The sequence below is a fragment of the Thermopolyspora flexuosa genome (genome assembly GCF_006716785.1).
GTDB classification, from domain to species: Bacteria; Actinomycetota; Actinomycetes; order Streptosporangiales; family Streptosporangiaceae; genus Thermopolyspora; species Thermopolyspora flexuosa.
Genome location: NZ_VFPQ01000001.1, coordinates 2,529,978 through 2,553,848 on the forward strand (window position 1 = coordinate 2,529,978; position 23,871 = coordinate 2,553,848).

24 protein-coding genes are annotated in these 23,871 nt (G+C 73.8%); 18 read left to right on the forward strand and 6 right to left on the reverse strand.

What is annotated here, in order from left to right; translation table 11 throughout:
• Positions 1 to 465 precede the first annotated feature (465 nt).
• Entirely contained in the window at positions 466 to 756 is a 291-nt protein-coding gene (locus FHX40_RS10645) for a hypothetical protein (RefSeq protein WP_142259456.1), read from the reverse strand.
• Entirely contained in the window at positions 753 to 1,127 is a 375-nt protein-coding gene (locus FHX40_RS10650) for an ATP-binding protein (RefSeq protein ID WP_142259457.1), read from the reverse strand. Before FHX40_RS10650 ends, FHX40_RS10645 begins: the two co-directional genes overlap by 4 nt.
• Positions 1,128 to 1,685: 558 nt before the next feature.
• On the opposite strand from FHX40_RS10650, the gene FHX40_RS10655 reads away from it, so the two are divergent.
• The 6 genes from FHX40_RS10655 to FHX40_RS10680 all read left to right on the forward strand — a co-directional run bounded on the left by FHX40_RS10655 (position 1,686) and on the right by FHX40_RS10680 (position 7,826).
• The gene (locus FHX40_RS10655) at positions 1,686 to 2,531 is read left to right on the forward strand and encodes a helix-turn-helix domain-containing protein (protein WP_142259458.1); all 846 of its coding nucleotides are present in this window, start codon (positions 1,686 to 1,688) and stop codon (positions 2,529 to 2,531) included.
• 8 nt (positions 2,532 to 2,539) lie between these two features.
• Positions 2,540 to 2,740 (forward strand): DUF397 domain-containing protein, encoded by a 201-nt coding sequence (locus tag FHX40_RS10660; RefSeq protein WP_142259459.1) that lies wholly within the window; start codon positions 2,540 to 2,542, stop codon positions 2,738 to 2,740.
• A 100-nt stretch (positions 2,741 to 2,840) separates the two neighbouring features.
• Positions 2,841 to 3,041 carry a DUF397 domain-containing protein gene (locus FHX40_RS10665; RefSeq protein ID WP_142259460.1) on the forward strand — a complete coding sequence of 67 codons (201 nt, stop codon included), beginning with the start codon at positions 2,841 to 2,843 and terminating at the stop codon, positions 3,039 to 3,041.
• 258 nt (positions 3,042 to 3,299) lie between these two features.
• Positions 3,300 to 3,962, forward strand: a complete 663-nt coding sequence (locus tag FHX40_RS10670) for an ABC transporter ATP-binding protein (RefSeq protein WP_142259461.1) — start codon at positions 3,300 to 3,302, stop codon at positions 3,960 to 3,962.
• Between the two features lie 28 nt (positions 3,963 to 3,990).
• Entirely contained in the window at positions 3,991 to 4,797 is an 807-nt protein-coding gene (locus FHX40_RS10675; RefSeq protein WP_170198792.1) for an ABC transporter ATP-binding protein, read from the forward strand.
• A complete protein-coding gene (locus FHX40_RS10680; protein ID WP_142259462.1) occupies positions 4,794 to 7,826 on the forward strand; it encodes an ABC transporter permease in 3,033 nt (1,010 codons plus the stop codon). The genes FHX40_RS10675 and FHX40_RS10680 overlap by 4 nt, the downstream gene beginning before the upstream one ends.
• Positions 7,827 to 7,852: 26 nt before the next feature.
• Here FHX40_RS10680 and erm read toward each other — a convergent pair whose 3' ends face one another.
• The 4 genes from erm to FHX40_RS10700 form a co-directional block, all read right to left on the reverse strand.
• Positions 7,853 to 8,608 carry an ErmE/ErmH/ErmO/ErmR family 23S rRNA (adenine(2058)-N(6))-methyltransferase gene (gene erm / locus FHX40_RS10685; protein WP_373286868.1) on the reverse strand — a complete coding sequence of 252 codons (756 nt, stop codon included), beginning with the start codon at positions 8,606 to 8,608 and terminating at the stop codon, positions 7,853 to 7,855.
• 416 nt (positions 8,609 to 9,024) lie between these two features.
• Positions 9,025 to 9,849, reverse strand: coding sequence for a hydrogenase nickel incorporation protein HypB (gene hypB / locus FHX40_RS10690; RefSeq protein ID WP_142259464.1), 825 nt, complete (start codon positions 9,847 to 9,849; stop codon positions 9,025 to 9,027).
• A gap of 2 nt (positions 9,850 to 9,851) precedes the next feature.
• Entirely contained in the window at positions 9,852 to 10,190 is a 339-nt protein-coding gene (locus FHX40_RS10695) for a hydrogenase maturation nickel metallochaperone HypA (RefSeq protein ID WP_142259465.1), read from the reverse strand.
• Between the two features lie 122 nt (positions 10,191 to 10,312).
• Positions 10,313 to 11,401, reverse strand: coding sequence for an AraC family transcriptional regulator (locus FHX40_RS10700; protein WP_229788154.1), 1,089 nt, complete (start codon positions 11,399 to 11,401; stop codon positions 10,313 to 10,315).
• Between the two features lie 174 nt (positions 11,402 to 11,575).
• On the opposite strand from FHX40_RS10700, the gene FHX40_RS10705 reads away from it, so the two are divergent.
• From FHX40_RS10705 to FHX40_RS10760, 12 genes are all read left to right on the forward strand, one after another.
• Positions 11,576 to 12,112, forward strand: coding sequence for a helical membrane plugin domain-containing protein (locus FHX40_RS10705; protein WP_142259466.1), 537 nt, complete (start codon positions 11,576 to 11,578; stop codon positions 12,110 to 12,112).
• 134 nt (positions 12,113 to 12,246) lie between these two features.
• Positions 12,247 to 13,218 (forward strand): NADH-quinone oxidoreductase subunit B family protein, encoded by a 972-nt coding sequence (locus FHX40_RS10710; protein WP_142259467.1) that lies wholly within the window; start codon positions 12,247 to 12,249, stop codon positions 13,216 to 13,218.
• A gap of 102 nt (positions 13,219 to 13,320) precedes the next feature.
• Positions 13,321 to 14,928: a nickel-dependent hydrogenase large subunit gene (locus tag FHX40_RS10715; protein WP_142259468.1), complete on the forward strand. Its 1,608-nt coding sequence runs from the start codon at positions 13,321 to 13,323 to the stop codon at positions 14,926 to 14,928.
• Positions 14,929 to 14,951: 23 nt separating this feature from the next.
• On the forward strand, positions 14,952 to 15,764 hold the full coding sequence (locus tag FHX40_RS10720) for a hydrogenase maturation protease (protein ID WP_142259469.1): 813 nt from the start codon (positions 14,952 to 14,954) through the stop codon (positions 15,762 to 15,764).
• Between the two features lie 47 nt (positions 15,765 to 15,811).
• A complete protein-coding gene (locus FHX40_RS10725) occupies positions 15,812 to 17,089 on the forward strand; it encodes a hypothetical protein (RefSeq protein ID WP_170198793.1) in 1,278 nt (425 codons plus the stop codon).
• A gap of 2 nt (positions 17,090 to 17,091) precedes the next feature.
• The gene (locus FHX40_RS10730) at positions 17,092 to 17,451 is read left to right on the forward strand and encodes a hypothetical protein (RefSeq protein ID WP_142259470.1); all 360 of its coding nucleotides are present in this window, start codon (positions 17,092 to 17,094) and stop codon (positions 17,449 to 17,451) included.
• Positions 17,448 to 18,410, forward strand: a complete 963-nt coding sequence (locus FHX40_RS10735; protein ID WP_229788155.1) for a Rieske 2Fe-2S domain-containing protein — start codon at positions 17,448 to 17,450, stop codon at positions 18,408 to 18,410. Before FHX40_RS10730 ends, FHX40_RS10735 begins: the two co-directional genes overlap by 4 nt.
• Entirely contained in the window at positions 18,407 to 19,600 is a 1,194-nt protein-coding gene (locus FHX40_RS10740) for an NHL repeat-containing protein (RefSeq protein WP_170198794.1), read from the forward strand. Before FHX40_RS10735 ends, FHX40_RS10740 begins: the two co-directional genes overlap by 4 nt.
• Positions 19,601 to 19,772: 172 nt before the next feature.
• On the forward strand, positions 19,773 to 22,148 hold the full coding sequence (gene hypF / locus FHX40_RS10745; RefSeq protein ID WP_142259471.1) for a carbamoyltransferase HypF: 2,376 nt from the start codon (positions 19,773 to 19,775) through the stop codon (positions 22,146 to 22,148).
• Positions 22,145 to 22,420: a HypC/HybG/HupF family hydrogenase formation chaperone gene (locus FHX40_RS10750; protein ID WP_229788156.1), complete on the forward strand. Its 276-nt coding sequence runs from the start codon at positions 22,145 to 22,147 to the stop codon at positions 22,418 to 22,420. Before hypF ends, FHX40_RS10750 begins: the two co-directional genes overlap by 4 nt.
• The gene (locus FHX40_RS10755; protein ID WP_229788157.1) at positions 22,417 to 23,169 is read left to right on the forward strand and encodes a HypC/HybG/HupF family hydrogenase formation chaperone; all 753 of its coding nucleotides are present in this window, start codon (positions 22,417 to 22,419) and stop codon (positions 23,167 to 23,169) included. Before FHX40_RS10750 ends, FHX40_RS10755 begins: the two co-directional genes overlap by 4 nt.
• Positions 23,166 to 23,837, forward strand: a complete 672-nt coding sequence (locus FHX40_RS10760) for a D-sedoheptulose-7-phosphate isomerase (RefSeq protein WP_142259472.1) — start codon at positions 23,166 to 23,168, stop codon at positions 23,835 to 23,837. Before FHX40_RS10755 ends, FHX40_RS10760 begins: the two co-directional genes overlap by 4 nt.
• The last annotated feature ends 34 nt before the right edge of the window (positions 23,838 to 23,871 follow it).

Below are 23,871 nucleotides of genomic sequence, written 5' to 3' on the forward strand. Positions count from 1 at the left end.
GCGCCAATGATCTTCGCATGCCCGGCCCTCCTACGCAACCGTAAGTCAGGCGCCGTGTGGAGTGCGTGGACACCGCCGTCCACGCTCCGGGCCGCCGGGCACGAACGGGCGCCCGCCGGCTACCTGTCGGGTCCGTAGCGCGCCTTGTGACGCCCTGCGAAGGCAGGCCAGCGCACGGCAGCGGGCTGCTCTCACATCGTGACGCGCCCGTGGGCCGCCGTACTCCGGCTCACGCGGCGTGGACCGGGTTTGAGGCCGGTCAGGACCCCCAGCGTCCTGTGCTGATCTCGACGTCCACCGTCTTCCACAGTGAGCACGTCGTCCTTTCCCTGTGGCCTGAGTGCCCGGCCGGGCGGTGGGGCGGGTGTGGGGCCCGGCCGGGCGGCTTGTGGAAGTACGCCGCTCGGTCCCTACTTCTCGCAGGGCGATTCCGTGCCGCCGTACCCGGATGCGCATGCCGAGGACTCATCGATCAACCGGCCGACGGGGGAGCGGCCGAGGATGGTCCAGTAGTGAGATCGCGAGCTGGTTGGACAGTTCGTTCATGAGCTGGATGAGGGTGGGACGGGCGAACCAGCCGACCTCCCCGGCTCTCCGGGTCTGTCGCGTCGGCGACTCACGCCGCCACGCCCACCACCAGATCTGGGTGCCTCGTCCCTTCACGTTCACGGGCCAGCGGTAGACACGCCAGCCCGGATGGTCGTGCCGCAGGATCTCCAGGAGACGTTCCTCGCGGCCGGGTGAGGGGCCCGTCATGGCACATCCGTTCGGTAGTCGAACCACACGCGCTTGCCTCGATCGAGCGGGATGACTCCCCAGCTCCTGGTGTACGCTGCGACGATCTGCAGTCCTCGGCCGCCGTCGTCGTCGGCGGCAGGGGTGCGGGGCCGGGGCAGCCCGGGACCGCGATCCGTGACCTCGCCCCGGACGCATCCCTCGCCCAGGGCCAGGGTCAACGTGATTTCGGGACGGCCGTGGCGGACGGCGTTGGTGACGAGCTCGCAGATGACGGTAAGCAGGTCGTGGGCGTCGTCGAGTCCGTTGTCCGCCAGGTACTTACGTGCGGTGGCACGGATCTCGGGAACCGCCTGGCGGTGGGCAGGGACGTGCCAGGTGCGCTCGGTCATAACGGGTCCTTGCCGAACCGCGGCAAAGCCGCGGATGCCGTGTCGGTGGTGGGGTTCTGCGGGATTGACGGTCAGGGCCGACCGAGGACGGCCGGGCCGCGTTGTACACCGGCGGTCGGCACGTTCATCGCGGGAGGCCGGCCCCAGGTGGGATGTGCGGCCCGTCTTCGCCGATGCGAGCGCACCGGTCGTGAGCGAGGACGCTCCCGGAGGGTGGCTGACGCGCGGTCCGTCATTGAAGACCGCGGCGCCTGCCCCTCGATAAGTCGTTCCAGCTCGTTAGGCGTGTCCGCGTCCACCGAGCCGCGCTGACGGGCGAGCGGATGGTGAGCGGTGAGCTGCACCCAGGCCCACGTGCGGTTCTCAGGAATGTCGAAGATCACCCAGCCGGGGAACCGCTCGCGTGGCCTGCGGAACCGTTCCTTGGACATCTTCCTCACGTACCGTGATCAAGCGATTACACTCCTATAGTCGTTCTTCAAGAGAAGACTCGCAATAGCAAACTTCATATAGGAAAGAAATTCCGGTTCGTCCCGATTGTGTAATTTGACAGGGATCATGACAAATTACAGCCCTACGGTTCGCCGACGCCGCCTCTCCCTGGAACTCGCCCGGCTCCGGAAACGCGTCAACCTGACCGCGACCGAAGCGGCGAAACGGCTGGAATGGGATCCGGCCAAGGTCGCCCGGATGGAACGCAACCAGTGGAAGCGCCCGGATCTGCACGACATCCGGCTCCTGTGCGACCTGTACGGCGCGAGCGACGCCGAGCGGGAAGCGCTGCTCACGCTCGCCCGCCAATCCCGTCAACGCGGCTGGTGGGCCGCCTACTCGGACGTTTTCCGGTCGAGCCTGCCGGATTTCGAGGCGGAAGCCTCGTTCATCCGCACATACGAGGCGCTGCTTATCCCCGGCCTGCTGCAGACGCCGGCGTACACCGCCGCGGTGCTGCGCGGCGGCGACGTCCTGGACGAGGTCACCGTCCAACGGTGGGTGGAGGCCCGCCAGGCGCGTCAGGAGATCCTCTCCCGCGAGCGGCCGCCGGTCCTCATGGCGGTGATCGACGAGGCTGCTCTGCTGCGCATGGTCGGAGGCCCCAAAGTGATGCGGGAGCAGATGCAGCACCTCATCGAGATGGCCGCCCGCGAGAATGTCACACTCCAGGTGTTGCCGCTGGCCGTTGGGGCGCACCCGGCGCAGACCAGTGGCGCATTCATGATTCTGGATTTCCCGGAGGACCCGAGCCTGGTTTACATGGAGACCTCCACGGATAATCTTTGGCTGGAAAAGCCGCCGGAAGTCCAGCACTACACGGCCGTCTTCAGCAAGCTGCAGTCGCTGGCGTCGTCCCCGGACGCGTCACTGCGGCACCTGGAGTTACTGGCCGATCGAATCGAAGGGTGAGGAGAGGCATGCAGGCGATCACCCGGCCGTCCGACGGCTGGCGTAAGTCCAGCTACAGCGGAGTCAACGACAACTGCGTGGAGGCAAAGGCCCTGCAGGACGGCAGCGTCGCGGTTCGCGACAGCAAGAACCCCGGTGGCCGTGTCCTACGGTTCAGCAGGAAGGAGTGGGGGGCGTTCCTTACCGAAATCAAGGCCGGCCGATTGTAGGCACCTGGAGGCTCGGCGATCGGTGGAAAGTCTATGGCGAACCTTCGGCGGCAGAGGCTTCGGAAGCCGGCACTATACGGCACCAAGCGTGAGGAGAAGCATGCAGGAGGTCATCCGGCCGTCCGGTGGCTGGCGTAAGTCCAGCTACAGCGGAACCGGCGACAACTGCGTGGAGGTGAAGGTGCTGGACCATGGTGGCATCGGCGTCCGTGACAGCAAGAACCCGGACGGCGATGTCCTACGCTTCGGCGGCAAAGAGTGGGGTTTGTTCCTTGCCGAAATCAAAGTCGGCCGATTGTAGGCACACGGCGGCCCGGCGACCGACAGAAAGGCTCTCGGCGTAACGCCAGAGCCTTTGCACTTACCTAAGGGCCTTCGGCATGACGTTCCCGAGTGTTTCGGACATGTATTTCAGTCGACTTGCTGTCTGCGCCAGCCGTACCATCGGCGCACAGGCGAGATTGTGACGCGTTCGTGACGAGGGTGTCCCCCGGGGCACACGATTCCGATCTGGACTTGGAGTCTGACAGGACCGTCGAGGGATTCGCCGGAGGCGCGCATGGCCGAGCCCGCGTTGGCCTGCCACGCACTGCACTGCCGGGCTGGTGGCAGGGACCTGTTCACCGATCTCTCGTTCCAGGTGCACGCCGGGGAACGGCTCGCGCTGATGGGGCCGTCCGGGTCGGGGAAGACCACCCTGCTCACCACCCTTGCCGGGCTGCTGCCGCCCGTGGGCGGGCAGGTGCTGGTGGGCGGGGTGCCGCTCGCCGAGAACCCCGGGCTGCGCCGGGAGATCGCGCTCGTCCTGCAGTCGTACGGCCTGCTCACCCTGCTGACCGCGGCGGAGAACATCGAGGTGGTGCTGCGCGCGGCCGGGCGCGATCCGCGGCAGGCGATCGCGGAGGCGGCCGCGGCGCTGGAGCGGCTGGGGCTCGGGAGGCACGCCGGCCATCTGATCGAGGAGTTGTCCGGTGGCCAGCAGCAGCGGGTGGCGATCGCCCGGGCGATCGCGCTGCGTCCCCGCGTGCTGCTCGCCGACGAGCCCACCGCGGAACAGGACGCGGCGAACCGTGCGCTCGTGCTCGATGCGCTGATTGCCGCCGCGGACCGTGGCGCGGCGCTGGTCATCGCCACCCACGACCCGGAGGTCGCCGAGCGGTGCGACCGGGTGATCGAGCTGCGCGCGGCCGTCCCCCGGGCGCAGGGCTCCCCGGCCAGGTGATCCGGATGCGCACGGGGGTGACGCCACGGTGACGGCGGCGGTGCGGTGCCAGGGCATCGTGCAGATCTACAAGGCCCGGGAGCTGGAGGTCGTCGCGCTGCGCGACGTCGACCTGGTGGTCGAGGAGGGGGAGACGGTCGCGCTGCTCGGTCCCTCCGGGGCGGGCAAGTCGACCCTGTTGTGGCTGATGGCCGGGCTGCTGCGGCCCAGCGCCGGGCGGCTGTGGCTGCACGGCACCGAGGTGTCCCGGCTGCCGCAGGCCACGCTCGACCGGTTGCGGGCCGCCGAGATCGGGGTGGTGCTGCAGAACCCGGCGCGGAACCTCATCCCGTACGCCACGCCGGCGCAGAACCTGGCGTTCGCCCAGCGGCGGCCGGACCGGCGCCGGATCGGGGAGCTGCTCGAGCGGGTCGGGCTCGCCGGGGTGCGCCGCCCGGCGGGCGGGCTGTCCGGGGGTGAGCAGCAGCGGCTCGCCGTGGCGGTGGCGCTCGCCAACCGGCCCCGGCTGCTGCTCGCCGACGAGCCCACCAGCCAGCTCGACCTCGCCTCCGGCCGCGCCGTGATCGAGCTGATCCGGCAGACCGCGGCGGAGTACGGCACCACGGTCGTCGCCGTCACCCACGACGAGGCGGTCAGCCGGGCGCTGGGCCGTACCGTCACCATCCGGGACGGGCGGGTCGGCGCGGAGGGCCGCCGCGGCGAGGACCTGGTGGTGGTCGGCCGGGAGGGTGCGCTGCAGCTGCCGCCGGAGTACCACCATCTGCTGCCGCCGGGCAGCCGGGTGCGGGTGGAGGCGATCGAGGACGGCGTCGCGCTGCGGAGGGTCGAGCCGTGACCGGGCGGATCGCGGCCGCGGCGGCGCGGATCGCGCTCGGCGGCGGGATGCTGCTGCGCGGGCTGTGGGAGCGGCGCCGGCCGTCGCTGCTCGTGCTCGTGGTGGCGATCGTGCCGGTGGCGAGCGCCGCGGCCGGGCCGATCGTCGCCGACGCGGCCTCGACCGCGCTCGCCCGCGCCGGGGTGCAGGAGGGCACCGCGCCGGAGCGGCGCGGCTGGCGGCTCAGCTCCGAGGGCGGGCAGGTGGCCGGGTCGGCCCGGGAGCTCGCCGCGAGCGCGCCGTTCCTGCTGCCGCCGATCGACGGCATGGAGATCGTCGGCCCGGAGAGCCGGACCGGCCGCCTCCACCCGCTGATCTGGCAGGACGGCCAGTGCGACCACGTCGAGCTGGTGGCCGGGCGCTGCCCGGAGAACGCCCGGGAGATCATGGTGAGCGAGGCGAGCCGGTTCCGCCTCGGCTCGGCCGTACGGCTCACCGCGATCACCGACGCGTCCGGGCGGCCCGCCCCGCTGCGGGTGGTCGGCGTCTACCGTCCGGACCCGCCCGGCGACCCGTTCTGGTTCGGGCGCAACCTGTTCCCGCAGACCGCCGGGTTCGGGCAGGACCGGGGGGACGCGCTGTTCACGGTCCCGGCGACGGCCCGCGAGACGCGGACCCCGGGGAACGTGCCGTGGACGTCCACCGCGATCGTGATGATCGACCCGGCGCGGTTCACCGCCGGTGGCGTCGCGGCCCTCGAGGCCGCGCACGCGCTCACCCGGCGCCTCGGACCGGACAACCTGATCGTGGTCTCCCAGGTGCCCACGCTCATCGCCGAGCTGCGCGCGCAGAGCGGCGGGGTGGGCGTGCCGAGCCTGCTGGTGATCGCGCAGCTGGTCGCGCTCGGCTGGCTGCTGCTCTTCCTCACCGTCCGCGACCTGGTGACCGCCCGCGGGCCGGAGATCGCGCTCGCCCGGCTGCGCGGCCACGGCAGGCTGCGGGTGTGGCGGTTCGCGCTGGCCGAGCCGCTGATCCTGCTCGCGGCCGCGTTCGCCGCCGGGCTCGCGCTCGCCGAGCGGGCCGCGCAGTTCGCCGCCGACCGCGTGCTGCCGGTGCCGCAGCCGGTCGCGCTGAACGGCGCGGCGGTGCTCGCCGGGGCCGCGGTGCCGCTCGGCGGCCTGGTCGCCGCCGCGATCGCGGCCCGGAACATGGCGGTGCGGCCGATCACCGAGGAGTGGCGGCGCACCCCGCGCAGCCGGGCCCGCGGCTGGGTGATCGACGCGGTGGTGCTCGCCGTCACCGGGATCGGGCTGGTGGAGCTGCTCGGCGGCGGCGCCATCACCCAGACCTCCGGGCAGCGGGCGAGCTCGCTCGCCGTACCCGGGCTGCTCGCGGTCGCCGCTGCGCTGCTCGCCTGCCGGGCCGTGCCGTTCCTCGCCCGTCGCCTGTTCGGCCTCACCCGCCGGGCCGGCGGGGTCGCCGCGTTCCTCGCGCTGCGGCAGGTCGGGCGCGGGCCCGCCACCGCCGGGAGCGTGATCGTGCTCGCCACCGCGTTCGGCATGGCCTCGTTCTCGGCGGCGGCCGCGGCGGTGGTCGACGCCAACCACGAGCGCGTCGCCCGCGCGCACAACGGCGCCGACGCGGTGCTCACCGTCAACCCCGACAGCGTCGACGGGGCCGCCGGGCTCGCCGCGGCGGTGGCCCGGGCCGACCCGTCCGGGCGCGGGGCAGCGCCGGTGCTCGCCGTACCCGGGCCGCCCAAGATGATCGCGACCGATCCGGAGCGGTTCGCCCGGGTCGCGAACTGGGACCCGGCCTGGGCCGACCGGCCGCTCGCCGAGCTGGCCGCGCGGCTGCGCGCCGAGCCCGCGCCCCGGATCACCTTCACCGGGGACCGCATCCGGCTGCGGATGCGGCCGGTACGGGTGCCGCGCAACTGGCGGGCACAGCTCCACCTCGACCTGCGCGTGCCCGGTGAGCCGAAGGGCGTCTCGTTGCCGCTCGGCTCCCCGGACCGTCCGGTCGCGGAGTGGGGGCTGCCGCGGCGCTGCCATGTCGAGACGTGCGAGCTGCGGGGGATCCGCGGCGACGTGTCGATCGTCGCGCTCGGCGGCGACACCGAGCGGGAGGTGGTGCTGCGCATCCTCGCCACCGGCCTCGAGGTACGGCAGGGCGGACGCTGGCGGGCGCTCGACGCCGGGTTCACCGACCCGGCCAGGTGGCGGGGCACCGTCGCGCCCGGCGAGCGCGGGCTGACGCTCCTGCTCGCCGCGTACGGCGGGCTGCGGGCCGAGCCGGCCGTCTACCCCGACCCGGTGCCGGTGCTCGCCAACGGGCCGCTGACCAAGGACTTCCTGCCCGGCCTCGACCAGGCGTACCTGGCCAAGGGACGCCCGGTGGCGCAGACCGCCGCGCTGCCCGGGCACGACGAGGTCGGCACCGTGGTGGACCTCAAGGTCGCCGACGCGGTGGCGCTGTCGGTCGACCCGCGGGTCTCCTTCGAGGTGTGGGTGGCGCCCGGGCACCTGGCGGCCGTGCGGGCGGGCCTCGCCGCGCAGGGCATCGCGACCGGGGAACCGCGCCGGGTCGCCGACCTGGTCACCGGCTACCGCACCCAGGCCCCGGGCCTCGCGCTCATGCTGCTGCCGCCTGCCACGATCGCCGCGGCCGCGCTCGCGCTCGGCCGGGCCGTGCTCGCCCTGTACACCGCGGCCCGGCGGCGCCGCTACGAGCTGTCCGCGCTGGATGCGGCGGGCGTGCGCACCCGCTCGCTGCGCGCGGCGCTGCTGCTGGAGCAGCTCATCACGCTCGTGGCGGGCACGGTCGCCGGGGTGCTCGCCGGGACGGTGGCCGCCCGGCTCGCCCTGCCGTACATCCCCGAGTTCGCCCGGCCGCCGGTCACCCCGCCGCTGCTGTTCGACCCGCCCCCGGCGCCGCTCGCCGCCGTGGTCGGCGCCGCGCTGCTCGCGGCGCTGCTCGCCGCGACGGTCACCGCCGAGATCCTGCTGCGCGGCATCCGCGTCGAGCGGCTCCGCCAGGCGCCCGCCTGACCGGGCGCCCGGCGGCCGCCCACCGGTCAGGCCAGCTCGTGGAAGAGGGCGATCCACCGGTCCGGGTGGACGAAGGCGACCACCGCGTCCCGCGGGATCCCGGCCCGCTCGAACGCCCGCCGCAGCCGGTGGCGGTCGTGCCGTTCCCGCAGCGAGGCGTACAGGCTGCCGCCCCGGCCGCCGAAGCCCAGCTCGACCAGCGCCCGGTACGCGCCGAGCGCGTGCGGCGGGACGAGCGGGACCGGGCGGCGCTCGACGCGCAGGATCGCCGAGTCGACCGACGGCGCGGGCCGGAAGGCCGTGCGCGGGATGCGGCCCGCGGTGCGCCAGGCGAACAGCGGCCAGCTGCGCACGGTCACCAGGCTCCAGCGGCCGTAGCCGCCGGCGCGCTTGCGGGCGTACTCGGCCTGGGTGACCAGGGTGGCGGCGGTCATCGCGTCGGCGCGCAGGCACCAGTCCACGATCGCCGAGGTGAGGTGGTAGGGGATGTTGCCGACGACGGCGAACGGCTCGCGCGGCGGTACGGCGAGCAGGAAGTCCCCGCCGACGACGCGGACCGCGCGGTCGCCGCGGGTGCGTGCGGCGAGCCGGGCCGCCGCCACCGGGTCGATCTCGTAGGCGAGCACGCGGCGGCAGGCCCGGGCGAGCGCGAGGGTGAGCGCGCCGTCCCCGGCGCCGGGCTCGACCACGAGGTCGGCGGGGCGCAGCCGGGCGGCGGCGACCACCCGCTCGACCGCGCGCGGATCGATCATGAAGTTCTGCGAGAGCAGGCGCCGCCGCAGGTTGCCGGACGCGGGGAACGCGGCCGGTCCGGCGGCAGGCGGACGACGATGGTCGGCGTTGGAACGCGCCACGAGGATGCCCTTTCGGCTCCGAGACGACAGACGGGATCTCGGAGGCCCCGGGCACCGTCAGGTACGCGTCATGACGGCGTCATGAGGCGAGTCCGCGCAGGCCAAGGCCGCGCGCAGGCCGTACGGGAGCCGTTGAAAGGGCGCCGGAAAGCCGCGCGGTTGGCGTGCTGGGACTCAGCGGGCGTCCCGTCGGGCCGGGGCCCGGCGGGCGCGAGGACGCATCGCCGTGCCCGGCCCGGATCCGGGCAGGCCGGCCATCGCAAAGACCATCACGCGGCCGACGCTACGCACCCGGCGCGCCGGCACGCAAACGATTTTCCCCCGGCGGCGTGTCCCCGCCGGGCTCAGACGGCGCCGGGGGAGCGGCCGGTGACCGTGGTGAGCCAGGAGCACCACGCGTCCAGGCCCTGGCCGGTCTTCGCGCTCACCTCGAGGGTGATCGCCTTCGGGTTCACCGCGCGCAGGTTGGCGTAGAAGGCGCCGAGGTCGAAATCGAGGTAGGGGAGCAGGTCGATCTTGTTGACGAGGACGAGGTCGGCGGTGCGGAACATCACCGGGTATTTGAGCGGCTTTTCCTCGCCCTCGGTGATGGAGAACACCATCGCGCGGGCGTGCTCGCCGACCAAGAATTCGGCCGGGCAGACGAGGTTGCCGACGTTTTCGATGATGACCAGGTCGAGTTCCTTCAGCGGCAGCCGGGGGAGGGCCGAGCGCACCATAGGGGCGTCGAGGTGGCATTCGCCGCCGAACCCGTCACCGGTGTTGACCAGGGCGATCGCGGCGCCGAAACCCTCGAGGCGGTCGGCGTCGAGGCTGGTCTCGATATCGCCCTCGATGATGCCGATGCGGTGCCGGTCGTGCAGTCGCCGCAGCGTCTCCCGCAGCAGCGTGGTCTTTCCCGCGCCGGGCGAGGACATGAGGTTGACGACGGTCACCCCGGCGGCGTCGAAATCGGCGCGGTTGGCCTCGGCGGTGCGCTCGTTCTCCCCGAAAATGCGCTCCAGAACGGTGACCCGTTCCGTTCCGGTCTCGTATCCGGAATGGTCGCCGATCACGTCGCCGAACCGGCCGCCGGGCGCGTTCCCGTGGTCATGCCCATGACCATGCTCGTGATCGTGCCCGTGGCCGTGCCCGTGGTCGTTGTCGTCGTGCCGGTGGAACCGTCCCATGTTCAAGCCTCCGCGAGCTCGAGCGAGGTGATCAGGAACTCCTCGCCCGCAAGGATCGACACCCGGGTCCCGTCACAGCCGCCGCAGCGCAGCACGGGGGCCTCGAGCGTCTCGGTCCGGCCGCAGTCCTCGCACCGGATCCGCGCCGGGACGCTCTCCACCCGCAGCTCCGCGCCGGCGAGCGGGGTGTCCTCGACCACGAGCGACCAGCAGTAGGCGAGCGTGTCGGGGACGACCTGCCGCAGGTGGCCGATCCGGACGTGCACCACGCGCACCGGCCGGCCGGCGGCGTGCCGGTTGACGATGCCGGCGATCGAACGGCAGATCGACAGTTCGTGCACGGACGCCCCCTCGCCTTCCTCGGTGCGCTCCCGTGCGCGCCGACGTTACCCGGTCCACCCGCCGCTCTGCCACCCCGGTCCCGCCCCGCGGCGGTACGGCACGGCCGCTCCGGGCCGTACGGTCAGGCCGGGGAGCCCGAGCCGCGGCGCAGCGTGTCCGAGGGGGACTCGCCGTACCGCTTGCGGTACAGCGCGGCGAAGTGGCTCAGGTGGGAGAAGCCCCACTTCTCGGCGATCTGGGTGACGGTGACCCCGTCGGCCGGGATCGCGTCGGTGAGCTCCTCGCGCACCCGCTCCAGCCGCCGGTCCCGCAGGTAGTTCATCGGCGTGGTGCCGAGCTCGGCCTGGAAGCCCTGCTGGATCGCCCGCACGGACATGTTCACGTGCCGGGCGATGTCGCTCATCGTGATCGGCTCGGCGAGGTTCGCCTCGATGAAGTCGAGGGTGCGCCGCACCGCCGGCCGTACCGGCTTGCCCTGCGGGCGCACCAGCTGCTCGTAGTAGTTGGACGGCTGCACGAACAGCAGGCTGCTCATGATCAGCTCCTCGAGCGGGCCGATGCCGAGCCCGCGCTGCACCAGCGAACCGGAGTGGTAGATCTCGGTGTTGAGCAGCTGCAGCGCGCCGTTCCACCGCACCGCGGTGTCGGTGATCAGGTCCATCTGCGGCTCGAACACGATCGGCCGGGTGAGCGTGCGGCCGAGCAGCCGGGTGAGGTAGCCGTTGAGCGCCTCCGCCCCGATCTGGATGATCAGCTGCGGCGAGTCGTGGTCGAACCGCATCACCACGTGCTGCCCGGGGCAGGTGACGATCGCCCGGGTGGTGTTCGCCTCGATCGACCGGCCGTCGTCGTCGCACAGCGCCCGGCCGTTCATCGGCATGTGCACCGCGACGTACGGCCCGGCCGCGGGGAACTCCAGCGTGGCCGCGACGTGCAGGTCGAGGTAGAGCATGGACACGTCCCGCAGCCGCACCCCGTGCATCGTGGCGGCGAAGCCCTTGGCGCCGAACCCGACCAGGGTGAGCCGGCACGGCGACAGCGCCTGGCCGATCAGCGTCTCCGCCTCCTCGACGTCCTCGGTGTAGAAGAGCTCGTGCTTCTCCAGGGCGCGCGGAATGCCCCGGGACCGGGCGCGCGGGCGCACCGGGTTGACCGTACGGCGGGCGTCGATGAACCCGAACTTGGCGAGCCGGGACACTCCCTCGGCCACCCCCTGACCATGTCACGTAAACGATCTTCGTCCTGATGGCATCAGGTGTTCGCTTTCGTGATGATAGGTGCGCCCATCGGATAGCCAGTGCGCGTTACGTGTTTCTAACATTGGCGGCCAAAGAAAAATCCGCGGTTTTTACCCGTTCGGCGACTCAATCGTCCGGAGGCGTCCATGACCCTGGACCCAACCCTCATCGCCCCTTCGCCCGGGGACGCCGTCGTGGCCAAGCTGGAGGACCCGCGGGTCGCGGCCGCGCTGTGCGACCTGCTCGAGCACGCGGACCTGCTGGCCGTGCTGGTCACCGGGCTGGACGCCATGATCCGTCGCGGCGACACGATCACCGGCGGCCTCGCCAAGGCCGTCGGCGACTGGCGCGAGGCGATGGCCGAGACCGCGGGGGACCGCGAGCCGGTCGACCTGGCCAAGCTCGCGTCCAGCCTGCGCACCCTGTCCGCCGCGGTGAGCGACGCCACCCCCGGGCTGGAGGCGCTGTTCCGCTCCGCCCTCACCGACCCGCGCGCGGTCGACGTCGCCTCCTCTGTGGCACGTTCCATCATCGCGGGCGCCGAGGCGGCCAAGCGGGAGCCGGCCAAGCCCATGGGCGCGTTCGCGCTGCTGCGCACGCTCAAGGACGAGGACGTCGCCCGCGGCCTGAACTTCCTCATCCACGTCGCCCGGGCGTTCGGCCGGGAGCTCAAGGAGTCCTGAGCCGCGCCCGCCCGGAGGCGGACCCAACCACCGTCACCCCCACCCTCTCTCCCCCAACCGACCGTCCTTCGCCCACCTCGGCTCGAAAGCCGCCCACGGCAGCGGGCGCGGCGATTCGCCGGCAAGGAGTACCCATGTCATCAGTGCTGTGGTTGCAAGGCGGGGCCTGCAGCGGCAACACCATGTCGTTCCTCAACGCCGAGGAACCCAACGTCGTCGACCTGATCACCGACTTCGGTCTCGATCTGCTGTGGCATCCCTCCCTCGGCATGGAGCTCGGGGAGCACGCCCAGAAGATCTTCCGGGACTGCGCCGAGGGCCGCCGCCCCCTCGACATCTTCGTGTTCGAGGGCACCGTCATCCAGGGCCCGGACGGCACCGGCCGCTACGACATGTTCGCCGAGCGGCCGATGAAGGACTGGGTCGCCGACCTGGCCAAGGCCGCCCAGATCGTCGTGGCGATCGGCGACTGCGCCTGCTGGGGCGGCATCCCCGCCACCGACCCCAACCCGTCCGGCTCCACCGGCCTGCAGTTCCACAAGCGGGAGCGCGGCGGCTTCCTCGGCCCCGACTTCCGCTCCAAGATGGGCCTGCCCGTGATCAACATCCCGGGCTGCCCGGCGCACCCGGACTGGATCACCCAGGTGATCGTGGCCCTCGCCACCGGCCGCGCCGGCGACATCGCCCTCGACGAGCTGCACCGGCCGCAGACGTTCTTCAAGACCTTCACCCAGACCGGCTGCACCCGGGTGCAGTTCTTCGAGTACAAGCAGGCCACCCCGTCGTTCGGCGACGGCACCCGTACCGGCTGCCTGTTCTACGAGTTCGGCTGCCGCGGCCCGATGACCCACTCGCCGTGCAACCGCATCCTGTGGAACCGGCAGTCGTCCAAGACCCGCGCGGGCATGCCGTGCATCGGCTGCACCGAGCCGGAGTTCCCGTTCTTCGACCTCGCCCCCGGCACGGTGTTCAAGACGCAGAAGGTCAGCGGCACCATCCCCAAGGAGATCCCCGAGGGCACCGACCACCTCACCTACATGGCCCACGCCGCCGCGGCGCAGATCGCCGCACCCCAGTGGTCCAAGGAGGACATGTTCGTCGTCTAGGCCGCGCCCGGCCGCGGCCCCGCGCCGCGGCGCGATGCGACCGCGAGACGGTATGCGGCGCGCCTCCCGCGACGCGCCGGTTGAGAAAGGACTGATCGGCGAATGACAGCGATCGACCTGTTCGTCAGCCCGCTGGGCCGGGTCGAGGGCGACCTCGACGTGCGGGTGACGATCGAAGACGGCGTGGTCACCTCGGCCTGGACGGAGGCCGCGATGTTCCGCGGCTTCGAGATCATCCTGCGCGGCAAGGACCCGCAGGCCGGGCTGATCGTCACCCCGCGCATCTGCGGCATCTGCGGCGGCAGCCACCTGTACAAGTCCGCCTACGCCCTCGATGTGGCGTGGCGCACCCACCTGCCGCCGAACGCCACCCTGATCCGCAACATCTGCCAGGCCTGCGAGACCCTGCAGAGCATCCCGCGCTACTTCTACGCGCTCTTCGCGATCGATTTGACCAACAAGAACTACGCCAAGTCGCCGCTGTACGAGGAGGCGGTACGCCGCTTCGCCCCGTACACCGGCGAAAGCTACGGCCGCGGCGTGGTGCTGTCGAACAAGCCCGTCGAGGTGTACGCGATCTTCGGCGGGCAGTGGCCGCACTCCAGCTTCATGGTCCCCGGCGGCGTCATGTGCGCCCCGACCCTGTCGGACGTCACCCGGTCGATCGCGATCCTGGAGCACTGGAAGAACGAGTGGCTCGAGAAGCAGTGGCTCGGCTGCTCGATCGAACGCTGGCTGGAGAACCGCACCTGGGAGGACGTGCTCGCCTGGGTCGACGAGAACGAGTCCCAGCACAACAGCGACCTCGGGTTCTTCATCCGGTACGCCCTCGACATCGGCCTCGACAAGTACGGCGCCGGCGTGGGCAACTACATCGCCAGCGGCACCTACTTCGAGCCGACCAAGTACGAGAACCCCACGATCGAGGGCCGCAACGCCGCCCTGATCGGCCGCTCCGGCGTCTACGCCGGCGGGCAGTGGTTCGAGTTCGACCAGTCCCGCATCCGCGAGGACGTCACCCACTCCTTCTACGAGGGGGACAAGCCGCTGCACCCGTTCGAGGGCGAGACCCGGCCGATCGACCCCGAGCGCGGCCGGGCCCAGGGCAAGTACAGCTGGGCGAAGGCGCCCCGCTACGACGTGCCGGGCATGGGCTACATCCCGCTGGAGACCGGCCCGCTCGCCCGCCGCATCGCCGCCGGCGCGCCGGGCGCCGAGCCGCACCAGGACCAGGACCCGCTGTTCGTCGACATCCTCAACAAGATCGGCCCGTCGGTGCTGGTCCGCCAGCTCGCACGGGTGCACGAGGCGCCCAAGTACTACCAGTGGGTGCGCGGCTGGCTCGACCAGCTCGACCTGCACGAGCCGTTCTACACCAAGCCGGTCGAGCACCCCTCCGGCAAGGGCTTCGGCTCCACCGAGGCGGCCCGCGGCGCGCTGTCCGACTGGATCGTCATCGAGGACGGCAAGATCGCCAACTACCAGGTGATCACGCCGACCGCGTGGAACATCGGCCCGCGCGACCGCGACGAGGTGCCCGGCCCGATCGAGAAGGCGATGGTCGGCACCCCGATCAAGGACCCGGAGGACCCGGTCGAGCTCGGCCACGTCGCCCGCAGCTTCGACTCCTGCCTGGTGTGCACCGTGCACGCCTACGACGGCAAGACCGGGCGCGAGCTGAGCAGCTTCGTCATCAACGGCATGGTCTGACGCGAGGAGACGGGGGCGAGGGCATGGCGAGCGACGGCGGAGAGACCGGCCCTCGGGTGCTGGTGATCGGGTGCGGCAACCTGCTCCGCGGCGACGACGGGGTGGGCCCGATCCTCGTGCGGCACCTGTGGGAGCGGGGCATCCCGCCCGGCGCGCAGATCGTCGACGGCGGCACCGCCGGCATGGACGTCGCGTTCCGCATGCGCGGCGCCCGCCGCGTGGTGCTCGTCGACGCCGCCCGCACCGGCGCCGAGCCCGGGACCGTCTACCGGGTCCCGGGCCCGGCCGTCGCCGAGCTGCCGCCGCTGGCCGGGATGAACGCCCACAGCTTCCGCTGGGACCATGCCCTCGCCTTCGCCCACTGGCTGCTCAAGGACGACTACCCGGACGACGTGACGATCTTCCTGATCGAGGCCGCGTGCCTCGATCCGGGCGCCGAGCTGTCCGCCCCGGTACGGCGCGGCATGGAGCGGGTGATCGGCATCCTCGAGGCCGAGTTCCTCGCCCCGCTCGGCGGCCCCGAGCCGGACCGCCGGGTGGAGTTCACCGCCGACGGCCACCTGCACCTGGCCCCCCGCCTGGTCGCCCGGCACTTCCCCTCGGGCGCCGCCGCCGCGATCCGCCGGGGCGGCGAGCTGTGGCTCATCCCCCGCCCCGACGGGCCCGCCCGGCCCGGCGAGCTGCCGCTGCACCCCGGCACCCCGGACGGCGGGCACCGCATCGCCGTACGGGACGCGCTCGACGGCCTCGTCCCCACCGGGGCGCGCACCGCGATCTGGGACGACGCCCACGGCGCCCTGCGCATCCCCCTCACCCCGGAGGGGCGGCCCGCATGACCGAGACCACCCAGGCGGACGCCGCGGATCACGTGAAAGGGCGTGGCATGGCTGAGCGAACCACCACCGGACAGGCCCCGGACCGCACCGCGACCGGGATCACCACCGAGCCGCCCGCCCGGCCGCAGCCGATCGGGGCGTTCCCGCTCCCGGCCGGGTTCCTGCTCGTGCCCGCCGGGCCGGAGACCGAGCCCGCCCGGCGCGACCTCGTCGCCGGCAAACTGCCCCACACCTGGCCTGAGGCGCTGCGCGCGCACGAGCTCGCCTTCGCCGGCGACACCGACGGCGCGCTCGCCCACCTCGCCGGCGACGACCCGGTCACCCGGTACAACCGCTTCGTCATCGACCCCGACGCCGACGACCCCGCCGCGCTGCGGCAGGCGCTCGGCGAGCCGTACGGGGTGCTCGCCGACGTGGTCGCCTTCACCGTCGGCCGCGCCCCCGAGCCGCCCGCGCTCGGCGACGCCGACGGCGAGGTGGCCGCGCTCGTGCTCGCCGCCCAGGCGAGCCACGCCCTCGGCCGCGGCGAGCCCGCCCGCGCCGCCGAGCTGCTCGAGGAGGCCGCCGGGCGCGTGCCGCAGGAGGCCGCCCCGCTCGCCGGGGTGCTGCTCGGCTCCGCCGCGACCATCCGCAAGGACACCGAGGGCGCCACACCCGAGGTGATCGCCGCGCTGGAGCGGGCGCTTGGCCTGGTCGACGGCACCGACCTGCGGGTCGGCCGGGCCGAGCTGCACCTGGCGCTCGGGCTCGCCCTGCACGACCGGGCCGCCGAGGACGTCGGCGCCGCCGGCCGTGCCGTACCGCACTACCACGCCGCGCTGCAGCTCGTCACCTCCGCCGAGGCCCCGCAGGTGTGGGCCGCGGCGCACGCCAACCTCGGCGCCGCCTACCTCACCATGCCGATGCGGCAGGCCTCCGACCGGCTGCGGGTGGCGGTCGCGATGCGGTCGCTGCGCGCCGCGCTCACCGTCTACACCCGCGAGACCCACCCGGCCGAGTGGGCGAGCACCCAGCTCAACCTCGCCAACGCCCTCGTCTACGCCCCCTCGTCGCACCAGGCCGACAACCTCGTCGAGGCGGTCGAGCTGTACGAGGAGGTGCTCGCGGTGCGCGACCGCGAGGCCGACCCGCTCGGCCGGGCCCGGGTGCTGGCCAACCAGGGCAACGCGCTCGCCCACCTCGGCATGTTCGAACCGGCCGCGGAGAAGCTGGCCGAGGCCGAGGCGCTGTTCACCGAGGCCGGCGACGCCGAGGCGGCGCGCACCGTGCGCGACCTGCTCGACGGCGTGACCCGGCAGGCCGCCGTCGCCAAGGCGGGCGGATAGCCGTGGACCTCTACCAGCGCCAGCAGTTCGACATGCTGCTGCTCACCGCCGCCGACCGCCTCGCCGAACGCGCCGTGCAGCGGTGCGGCGGCCACGCCGAGGCGCTGCGGCGGCTGCGCGAGAACCCCGACGGCGAGGGCGTGTGGCTCACCGACTACGTGGACGCGCTGTTCGCCGAGTTCTGCCTCGACGACGCCGACGGCGCCGCGTTCGTGCTGCGCGCCCTGCGCACCCGCAAGGTCGCCGTCTCGGCCGAGGGCACCGTCACCGACGTGCTGGTACGGCTCGCCAAGGCGGCCTTCGCCGACCTGCTCGCCGCCAAGGTGATCGAGGCCCTCGACCGGGCCGAGCGCTACGGATGACCGATGAGGACGACCCGATGACCACGACCCCGCACGCCGGACCGGCCACCAAGCCCGACACCACCGGGCCGGACATCACCGAGCTCGCCGCGCGGGTCGACGAGGCCGCGCGCCGCGTCGCCGAACTCGACGAGCCCGCGCGCAAGGCGGCCGAGGAGCTCCGGCAGGCGGTCGAGGCGGTGCACCGCGCCGGACTCGTCACCATCGTGCGCCGCATGCGCGCCGACGAGCACGCCCGCGAGCTGCTGTTCGCGCTCGTCGACGAGCCCGAGGTGCGCATGCTGCTCATGCTCCACGGGATCATCCGCCCCGACCCGGCCACCGAGGCGGCCCGCGTCCTCGCCGGGCTGCGGCCCTGGCTGCGCGAGCAGGGCGCCGACGCCGAGCTGGTCGCGGTCGAGGACGGCGTCGCCCACGTCCGCCTCGACGGCGGCGGCCCGGCCTGCTCGGGCACCACCGCGGTGCTGCGCGACACGGTGGAGCGGGCGATCGTCGACGCCGTGCCCGCCATCCACCGGGTCGAGTACGCCCCGTCCCGGCCCGCGGCCACGTTCATCCCGCTCACCGCGATCCGGGTCGGCCGCCCCGACGCCGCCGACACGCCCCCCGCCGCCGAGGGGTGGGTGCGGACCATGCCGGTCGACCAGGTGCCGCAGGGCGTAGTCACCCCCATGCGGCTCGCCGCCGGCGGCCGGGAGGTGGAGGTGATCGTGGTCCGCCTCGCCGACCGGATCACCGCCTACGTCAACGCCTGCGCCCACCAGGGCCTGCCGCTCGACGCCGCGCTCGTCGACGCCGAGGACGGCACCCTCACCTGCCCCTGGCACGGCCTGTGCTACGACGCCCGCAGCGGCGAGTGCCTCAGCCTCCCCGGCGCCGCGCTGCGCCCGCTGCCGGTGCGCGTCGCAGGCGGCGAGGTGTGGATCCAAGCGACGGCCGCGGAAGGGGAGGCCGGATGAGGACGGTGCGCGTCTCGGTCTCCACCGCCGCCCGCCCCGGCCCCGGCGCGCGGGACGGGGCCGACCTGTCCGGCGGCTGGCGGCCGCACACCTGGATCGGCGCCCCCGCCCCCGGCGGCCTCGCCCTGCCCCCGGCCCACCCCACCATGGCCTGGCTGTACGCGCCGCGCGGCGTCTACCTCGACGACCGGTACCTGGTCGTCGCCGACTCCGGCAACCACCGGGTGCTCGTCTGGCACGGCGTGCCCGACCGCGACGGCACGCCCGCCGACGTGGTGCTCGGCCAGCCGGACGGCGAGAGCGAGGGCCCGGCCGCGGGCGGGCGCGGCCCCGAGCACGGCCTGCACCTGCCCACCGGGGTCCTCGTGCACGACGGCCGGCTCGTGGTCGCCGACGCCTGGCACCACCGCGTGCTCGTCTGGGACCGGGTGCCGGAGGACTCGGGGCGGCCGCCCGACCTCGTGCTCGGCCAGCCGGATCCTTCCGCCGCCGAGCCGAACCGCGGCGGGGAATGCTCGGCCACCACCATGTACTGGCCGTACGGCGTCGCCGTGGTCGGCGGCCGGTTCTACGTCGCCGACACCGGCAACCGGCGCGTGCTCGGCTGGTCGGGCGGCATCCCCGACTCGCCGGACCGGCCCGCCGACCTCGTGCTCGGCCAGCCCGGCCCGCAGGCCCGCGAGGAGAACCGCGGCGAGGGCGCCGGGCCGCGCAGCTTCCGCTGGCCGCACGACATCGCCGGGACCGACACGACCCTGCTCGTCGCCGACGCCGGCGACCACCGCGTGCTCGGCTGGCGGCCCCACCCGCAGGCCGACCGCGACGCCGACCTCGTGCTCGGCCAGCCGGACTTCCACAGCACCGCCGAGTTCCCCTACGGCCCGCAGCGCCCCGACCGGCTGCGCTTCCCCTACGCCATCTCCACCGGCCCCGACGGGGACGGGCTGCGGCTGGCGGTCGCCGACACCGCCAACAACCGCATCCTGCTCTGGCACGACCTGCGGCCCGGGACCGCGGGCCCGGCCGACGCGGTGCTCGGCCAGCCCACCTTCGCCGAAGGCGGCGAGAACCGCTGGGCGGCGGTCGCCCCCGACACGCTCTGCTGGCCGTACGGCATCTGCCTGCACGGCGACCTGCTCGCCGTGGCCGACTCGGGCAACAACCGCGTCATGATCTGGAGGCGCGGATGAGCGCGACGAATCGCCGGATGTCCGGCGCGCGTCGATACGCCGGGACGGCACGGATGCGGGTTAGGGTCGGTAGGACCGGCCCGGGACCCGCAACGCCGCAGGTCAGATACCCTGCAAGGGCCTCCGGGCGGTCCGGATGCGGCACACATCGCGAGGCGCCCGGGAGGCGAGCATGAGCGGAACACGGACGCCTTCGGCGTTCGAGCGCCCGCCCGCCGCGCTCACCCGGCGGCGGATCACGGTCGAGGGCGTGGTGCAGGGGGTCGGGTTCCGGCCGTTCGTCTACCGCCTCGCCGCCGAGCTCGGCCTGGCCGGGTTCGTCGGCAACGACTCCCGCTCGGTGTTCATCGAGGCCCAAGGGCCTGAGGAGGACATCGAGACGCTGCTGTGGCGGCTGCGCGCCGAGGCGCCCCCGCTCGCCCGCATCACCGCGGTGCACGAGCGGGAGCTGCCCGTCGACCCGGCCGACCGCGCCTTCCGCATCGCCGAAAGCCGCGAGGCCGCCGGAGCGCGCACCCTCGTCTCCCCGGACGTGGCGCCGTGCGACGACTGCGTGCGCGAGCTGTTCGACCCGGCCGACCGCCGCTACCGGCACCCGTTCATCACCTGCACCAACTGCGGCCCCCGCTTCTCCATCATCCGCGAGCTGCCCTACGACCGGGCCGCCACCACGATGGCCGCCTTCCCGATGTGCGAGGCGTGCGCCGCCGAGTACCACGACCCGCGCGACCGGCGGTTCCACGCCCAGCCGCTGTGCTGCCACGACTGCGGGCCGCGGCTGGCGTTCCACGCCGCGCCGTACCGCGGGGAGGCGGTGACCGGCACCGACGCCGCGCTCGCCGCCGCCCACCGGGCGCTCGCCGCCGAGCGGATCGTGGCGGTGAAGGGCATCGGCGGCTACCACCTCGCCTGCCTGCCGCACAGCGACCGCGCGGTCGGGCTGCTGCGCGAGCGCAAGAACCGGTCCGGCAAGGCGTTCGCGGTCATGGCCCGGGACCTGGCGGCGGCCCGCCGCCTCGCCGAGATCGGCCCCGCCGAGGAGGCCGCGCTCACCGGCCCGGCCCGGCCGATCGTGCTGCTGCGCCGCCGCCCCGACGCGCCGGTCTCCCCGCTGGTGGCCCCGGGCAACCCGCTGATCGGCGTGATGCTGCCGAACTCGCCGCTGCACCACCTGCTGTTCGCCCCGGTGCCCGGCCACGACACCCCCGTGCCGGACGTGCTCGTGCTCACCAGCGCGAACGTCTCCGACGAGCCGATCTGCTTCGACGATGAGGACGCCCGCACCCGGCTGCCCCGCCTGGCCGACGCGGTGCTCACCCACGACCGGCCCATCCACGTGCCGTGCGACGACTCGGTGGTGCGCGTCGTCGACGACCACGAGCTGCCGATCCGCCGCTCCCGCGGCTACGCCCCGCTCCCGGTACGGCTCGGCCGCCCGGTCCCGCCGATCCTCGCCGTCGGCGGCGAGCTGAAGAACACCTTCTGCGTCACCTCCGGCGAGCACGCCTTCGCCTCCGCGCACGTCGGCGACATGGGCAGCCTGGAGACGCTGCGCGCCTTCGAACGCGCCACCGGTCAGCTCACCGCCCTCTACGGCGTGACCCCCGGGCACCTGGCCGCCGACACCCACCCCGGCTACCTCACCCGCACCTGGGCCGAGCGCAACGCGGACGGCCGCCCGGTCCACCTCGTCCAGCACCACCACGCCCACGCCGTCTCCCTGCTCGCCGAGCACGGCAGGCTCGGCGAGCCGTGCGTCGCGGTCACCTTCGACGGCACCGGCCACGGCCTCGACGGCCAGGTGTGGGGCGGCGAGATCCTGCTGGTCGAGGCCGACGCCCACCGCTTCACCCGGGCCGCCCACCTGCGCGCCGTACCGCTGCCGGGCGGCGACGCCGGGGTGCGCAACCCCTGCCGCATGGCGCTGTCCCACCTGGACGCGGCCGGCATCCCGTGGGAGGCGGACCTGCCGTGCGTGGCCGCCTGCACCCCGGCCGAGCTGAAGGTGGTCCGCGCCCAGCTCGACCGCGGCATCGGCTGCGCGGACTGCACGAGCATGGGGCGGCTGTTCGACGCGGTGTCCTCCCTGCTCGGGGTACGGCACCGCATCGGCTACGAAGGGCAGGCCGCGCTCGAGCTGGAGGCGCTCGCCGCCACCGCCACCGGCGACGACGCCGACGGGGTGCCGCCGCTGCGCATCGCGGTCGGCGACGACGGCGTGCTCGACCCGGCCCCGCTGCTGCACGGCCTGGTCGCCGGGCTACGCGCCGGCGTGCCGACGGCGGCGCTCGCGGCCGGCTTCCACCGCGCGGTCGCCGACGCGGTCACCGAGGCCGTGGCCGCGATCGGCCGCGCCCACGGCGTCCGGCTCGCGGGGCTCACCGGCGGCGTGTTCCAGAACGTGCTGCTGCTGCGCGCCTGCCGCGACCGGCTGCGCGCGGCGGGCTTCGAGGTGCTCACCCACCGCGTCGTGCCCCCCAACGACGGCGGCCTCGCCCTCGGCCAGGCGGCCGTGGCGGCCCTGCGCGTGAACGCGAAGGAGGAATGACGATGTGTCTCGGCATCCCCGGAAGGATCGTCGAGGTGTGGGAGGAGAACGGCACACGGATGGCCCGCGCCGACTTCGCCGGTGAGCTACGCAAGGTGTGCCTCGCCTACCTCCCCGACCTGGCCGTCGGCGACCACATCCTCGCCCACGCCGGGTTCGCCCTCACCCGCCTCGACGAGCAGGAGGCCAAGGCCACCCTCGAGCTGATGCGCGAGTACGCCATCATCGACGCCCCGGCCGCCGATCCCACCACGACGGGGGTGACCAAGTGACCACAAACACCGCGGTCCCCGAGCGGGACGAGGTCCTGCTCGACGAGACCGGCGCCAGGGACCTCGCCGCCGCCGCGCTCACCCTCGCCCGCCGGTTTGCCGCCGGGGCCACGCTGTGGTGCGTCGCCCCCTCCTGGGAGCCGCACGCCCACCACGTCGCCGTCGAGTTCGTCCACCCGGTCATCGTCGGCAAGCGGGCCCTGCCCGCGGTCGCGCTCACCGGCCCCGACCTGGTCGACCAGGCCCGCCTCGCGGTACGGCCCGGCGACGTGATCGTCGCCATCGCCGCCGCCGACGACCCGCAGGTGCGGTCGATCATGCGCCGCGCCCCCGCCTGGGGCGCCACCACGCTGTGGATCGGCAACGGCCCCCGGCCCCCGGCCGGCGCCGCCGACCACGTGCTGTGGGTCGACGAGCCCGACCCGCTCACCCCCGCCACCGGCCGGTTCGTGCTCCGCTACCACCTGCTGTGGGAGCTCACCCACGTCTGCTTCGAGCACCCCGGCCTGCTCACCCCCGACACCGGCGGCGACTGCGCCGGCGAGGTCTGCGTCACCTGCTCCGACGAGGGCCGCCTCGCCGAGGTGATCGGCCCGGCCGGCGACCTCGGCGGCACCCTGGTGCGCACCGCCACCGGCGAGGAGCAGGTCGACACCACCCTCGTCGGCCCGGTCGCCCCCGGCGACCTGCTGCTCGTGCACGCCGGCGCGGCGATCACCCGCCTCGACGACGAGGAGGCCACCCGATGAGCTCGGACACCGGATTCCTCTATCCCTTCCTCGAGGCCGAGGAGCGCGACGCCGACCGGCTCCTCGCCGACCTCGCCGAGTCGGCCCGGGCGAAGGCCGCCGAGAGCGCCGCGCTGCGGCGCCGTACCCTCGCCGAGTGCGCCGGCCTGATCGAGACCGCCGCCGCCGAGCTGGCCCGCCGGTTCGCCGCGGGCGGCCGCATGTACGTGTTCGGCAACGGCGGCAGCGCCACCGACGCGGCCACCCTCGCCGCCCTGTTCGCCCGGCCGCCCGCCGCCGAGGGGGTGCGGCCGCTGCCCGCCTGGTCGCTCGCCGCCGACGAGGCCGTGGTCACCGCCCTCGGCAACGACGTCGGCTTCGACCTGATCTTCTCCCGGCAGCTGATCGCCCGGGCCCGGGAAGGCGACATCGCCGTGGCGCTGTCCACCAGCGGCAACTCCGCCGACCTGACCACGGCGCTCGCCGAGGCGCGCCGCCGCGGCCTGTACACGATCGGGTTCGCCGGGTACGACGGCGGCGCTTTCGCCGCCGAGGGCACGGTCGACGCCTGCTTCGTGGTGCGCTCCCAGAGCGTGCACCGCATCCAGGAGTCCCAGGCCCTGCTCGGCCACCGGCTGTGGGCCGCGGTGCAGCGCCACCTCGCCGCCCACGGGGGAGGGCCGCGATGACCACGACGGGCGCAGGCGAAGGCAACGGAACGAC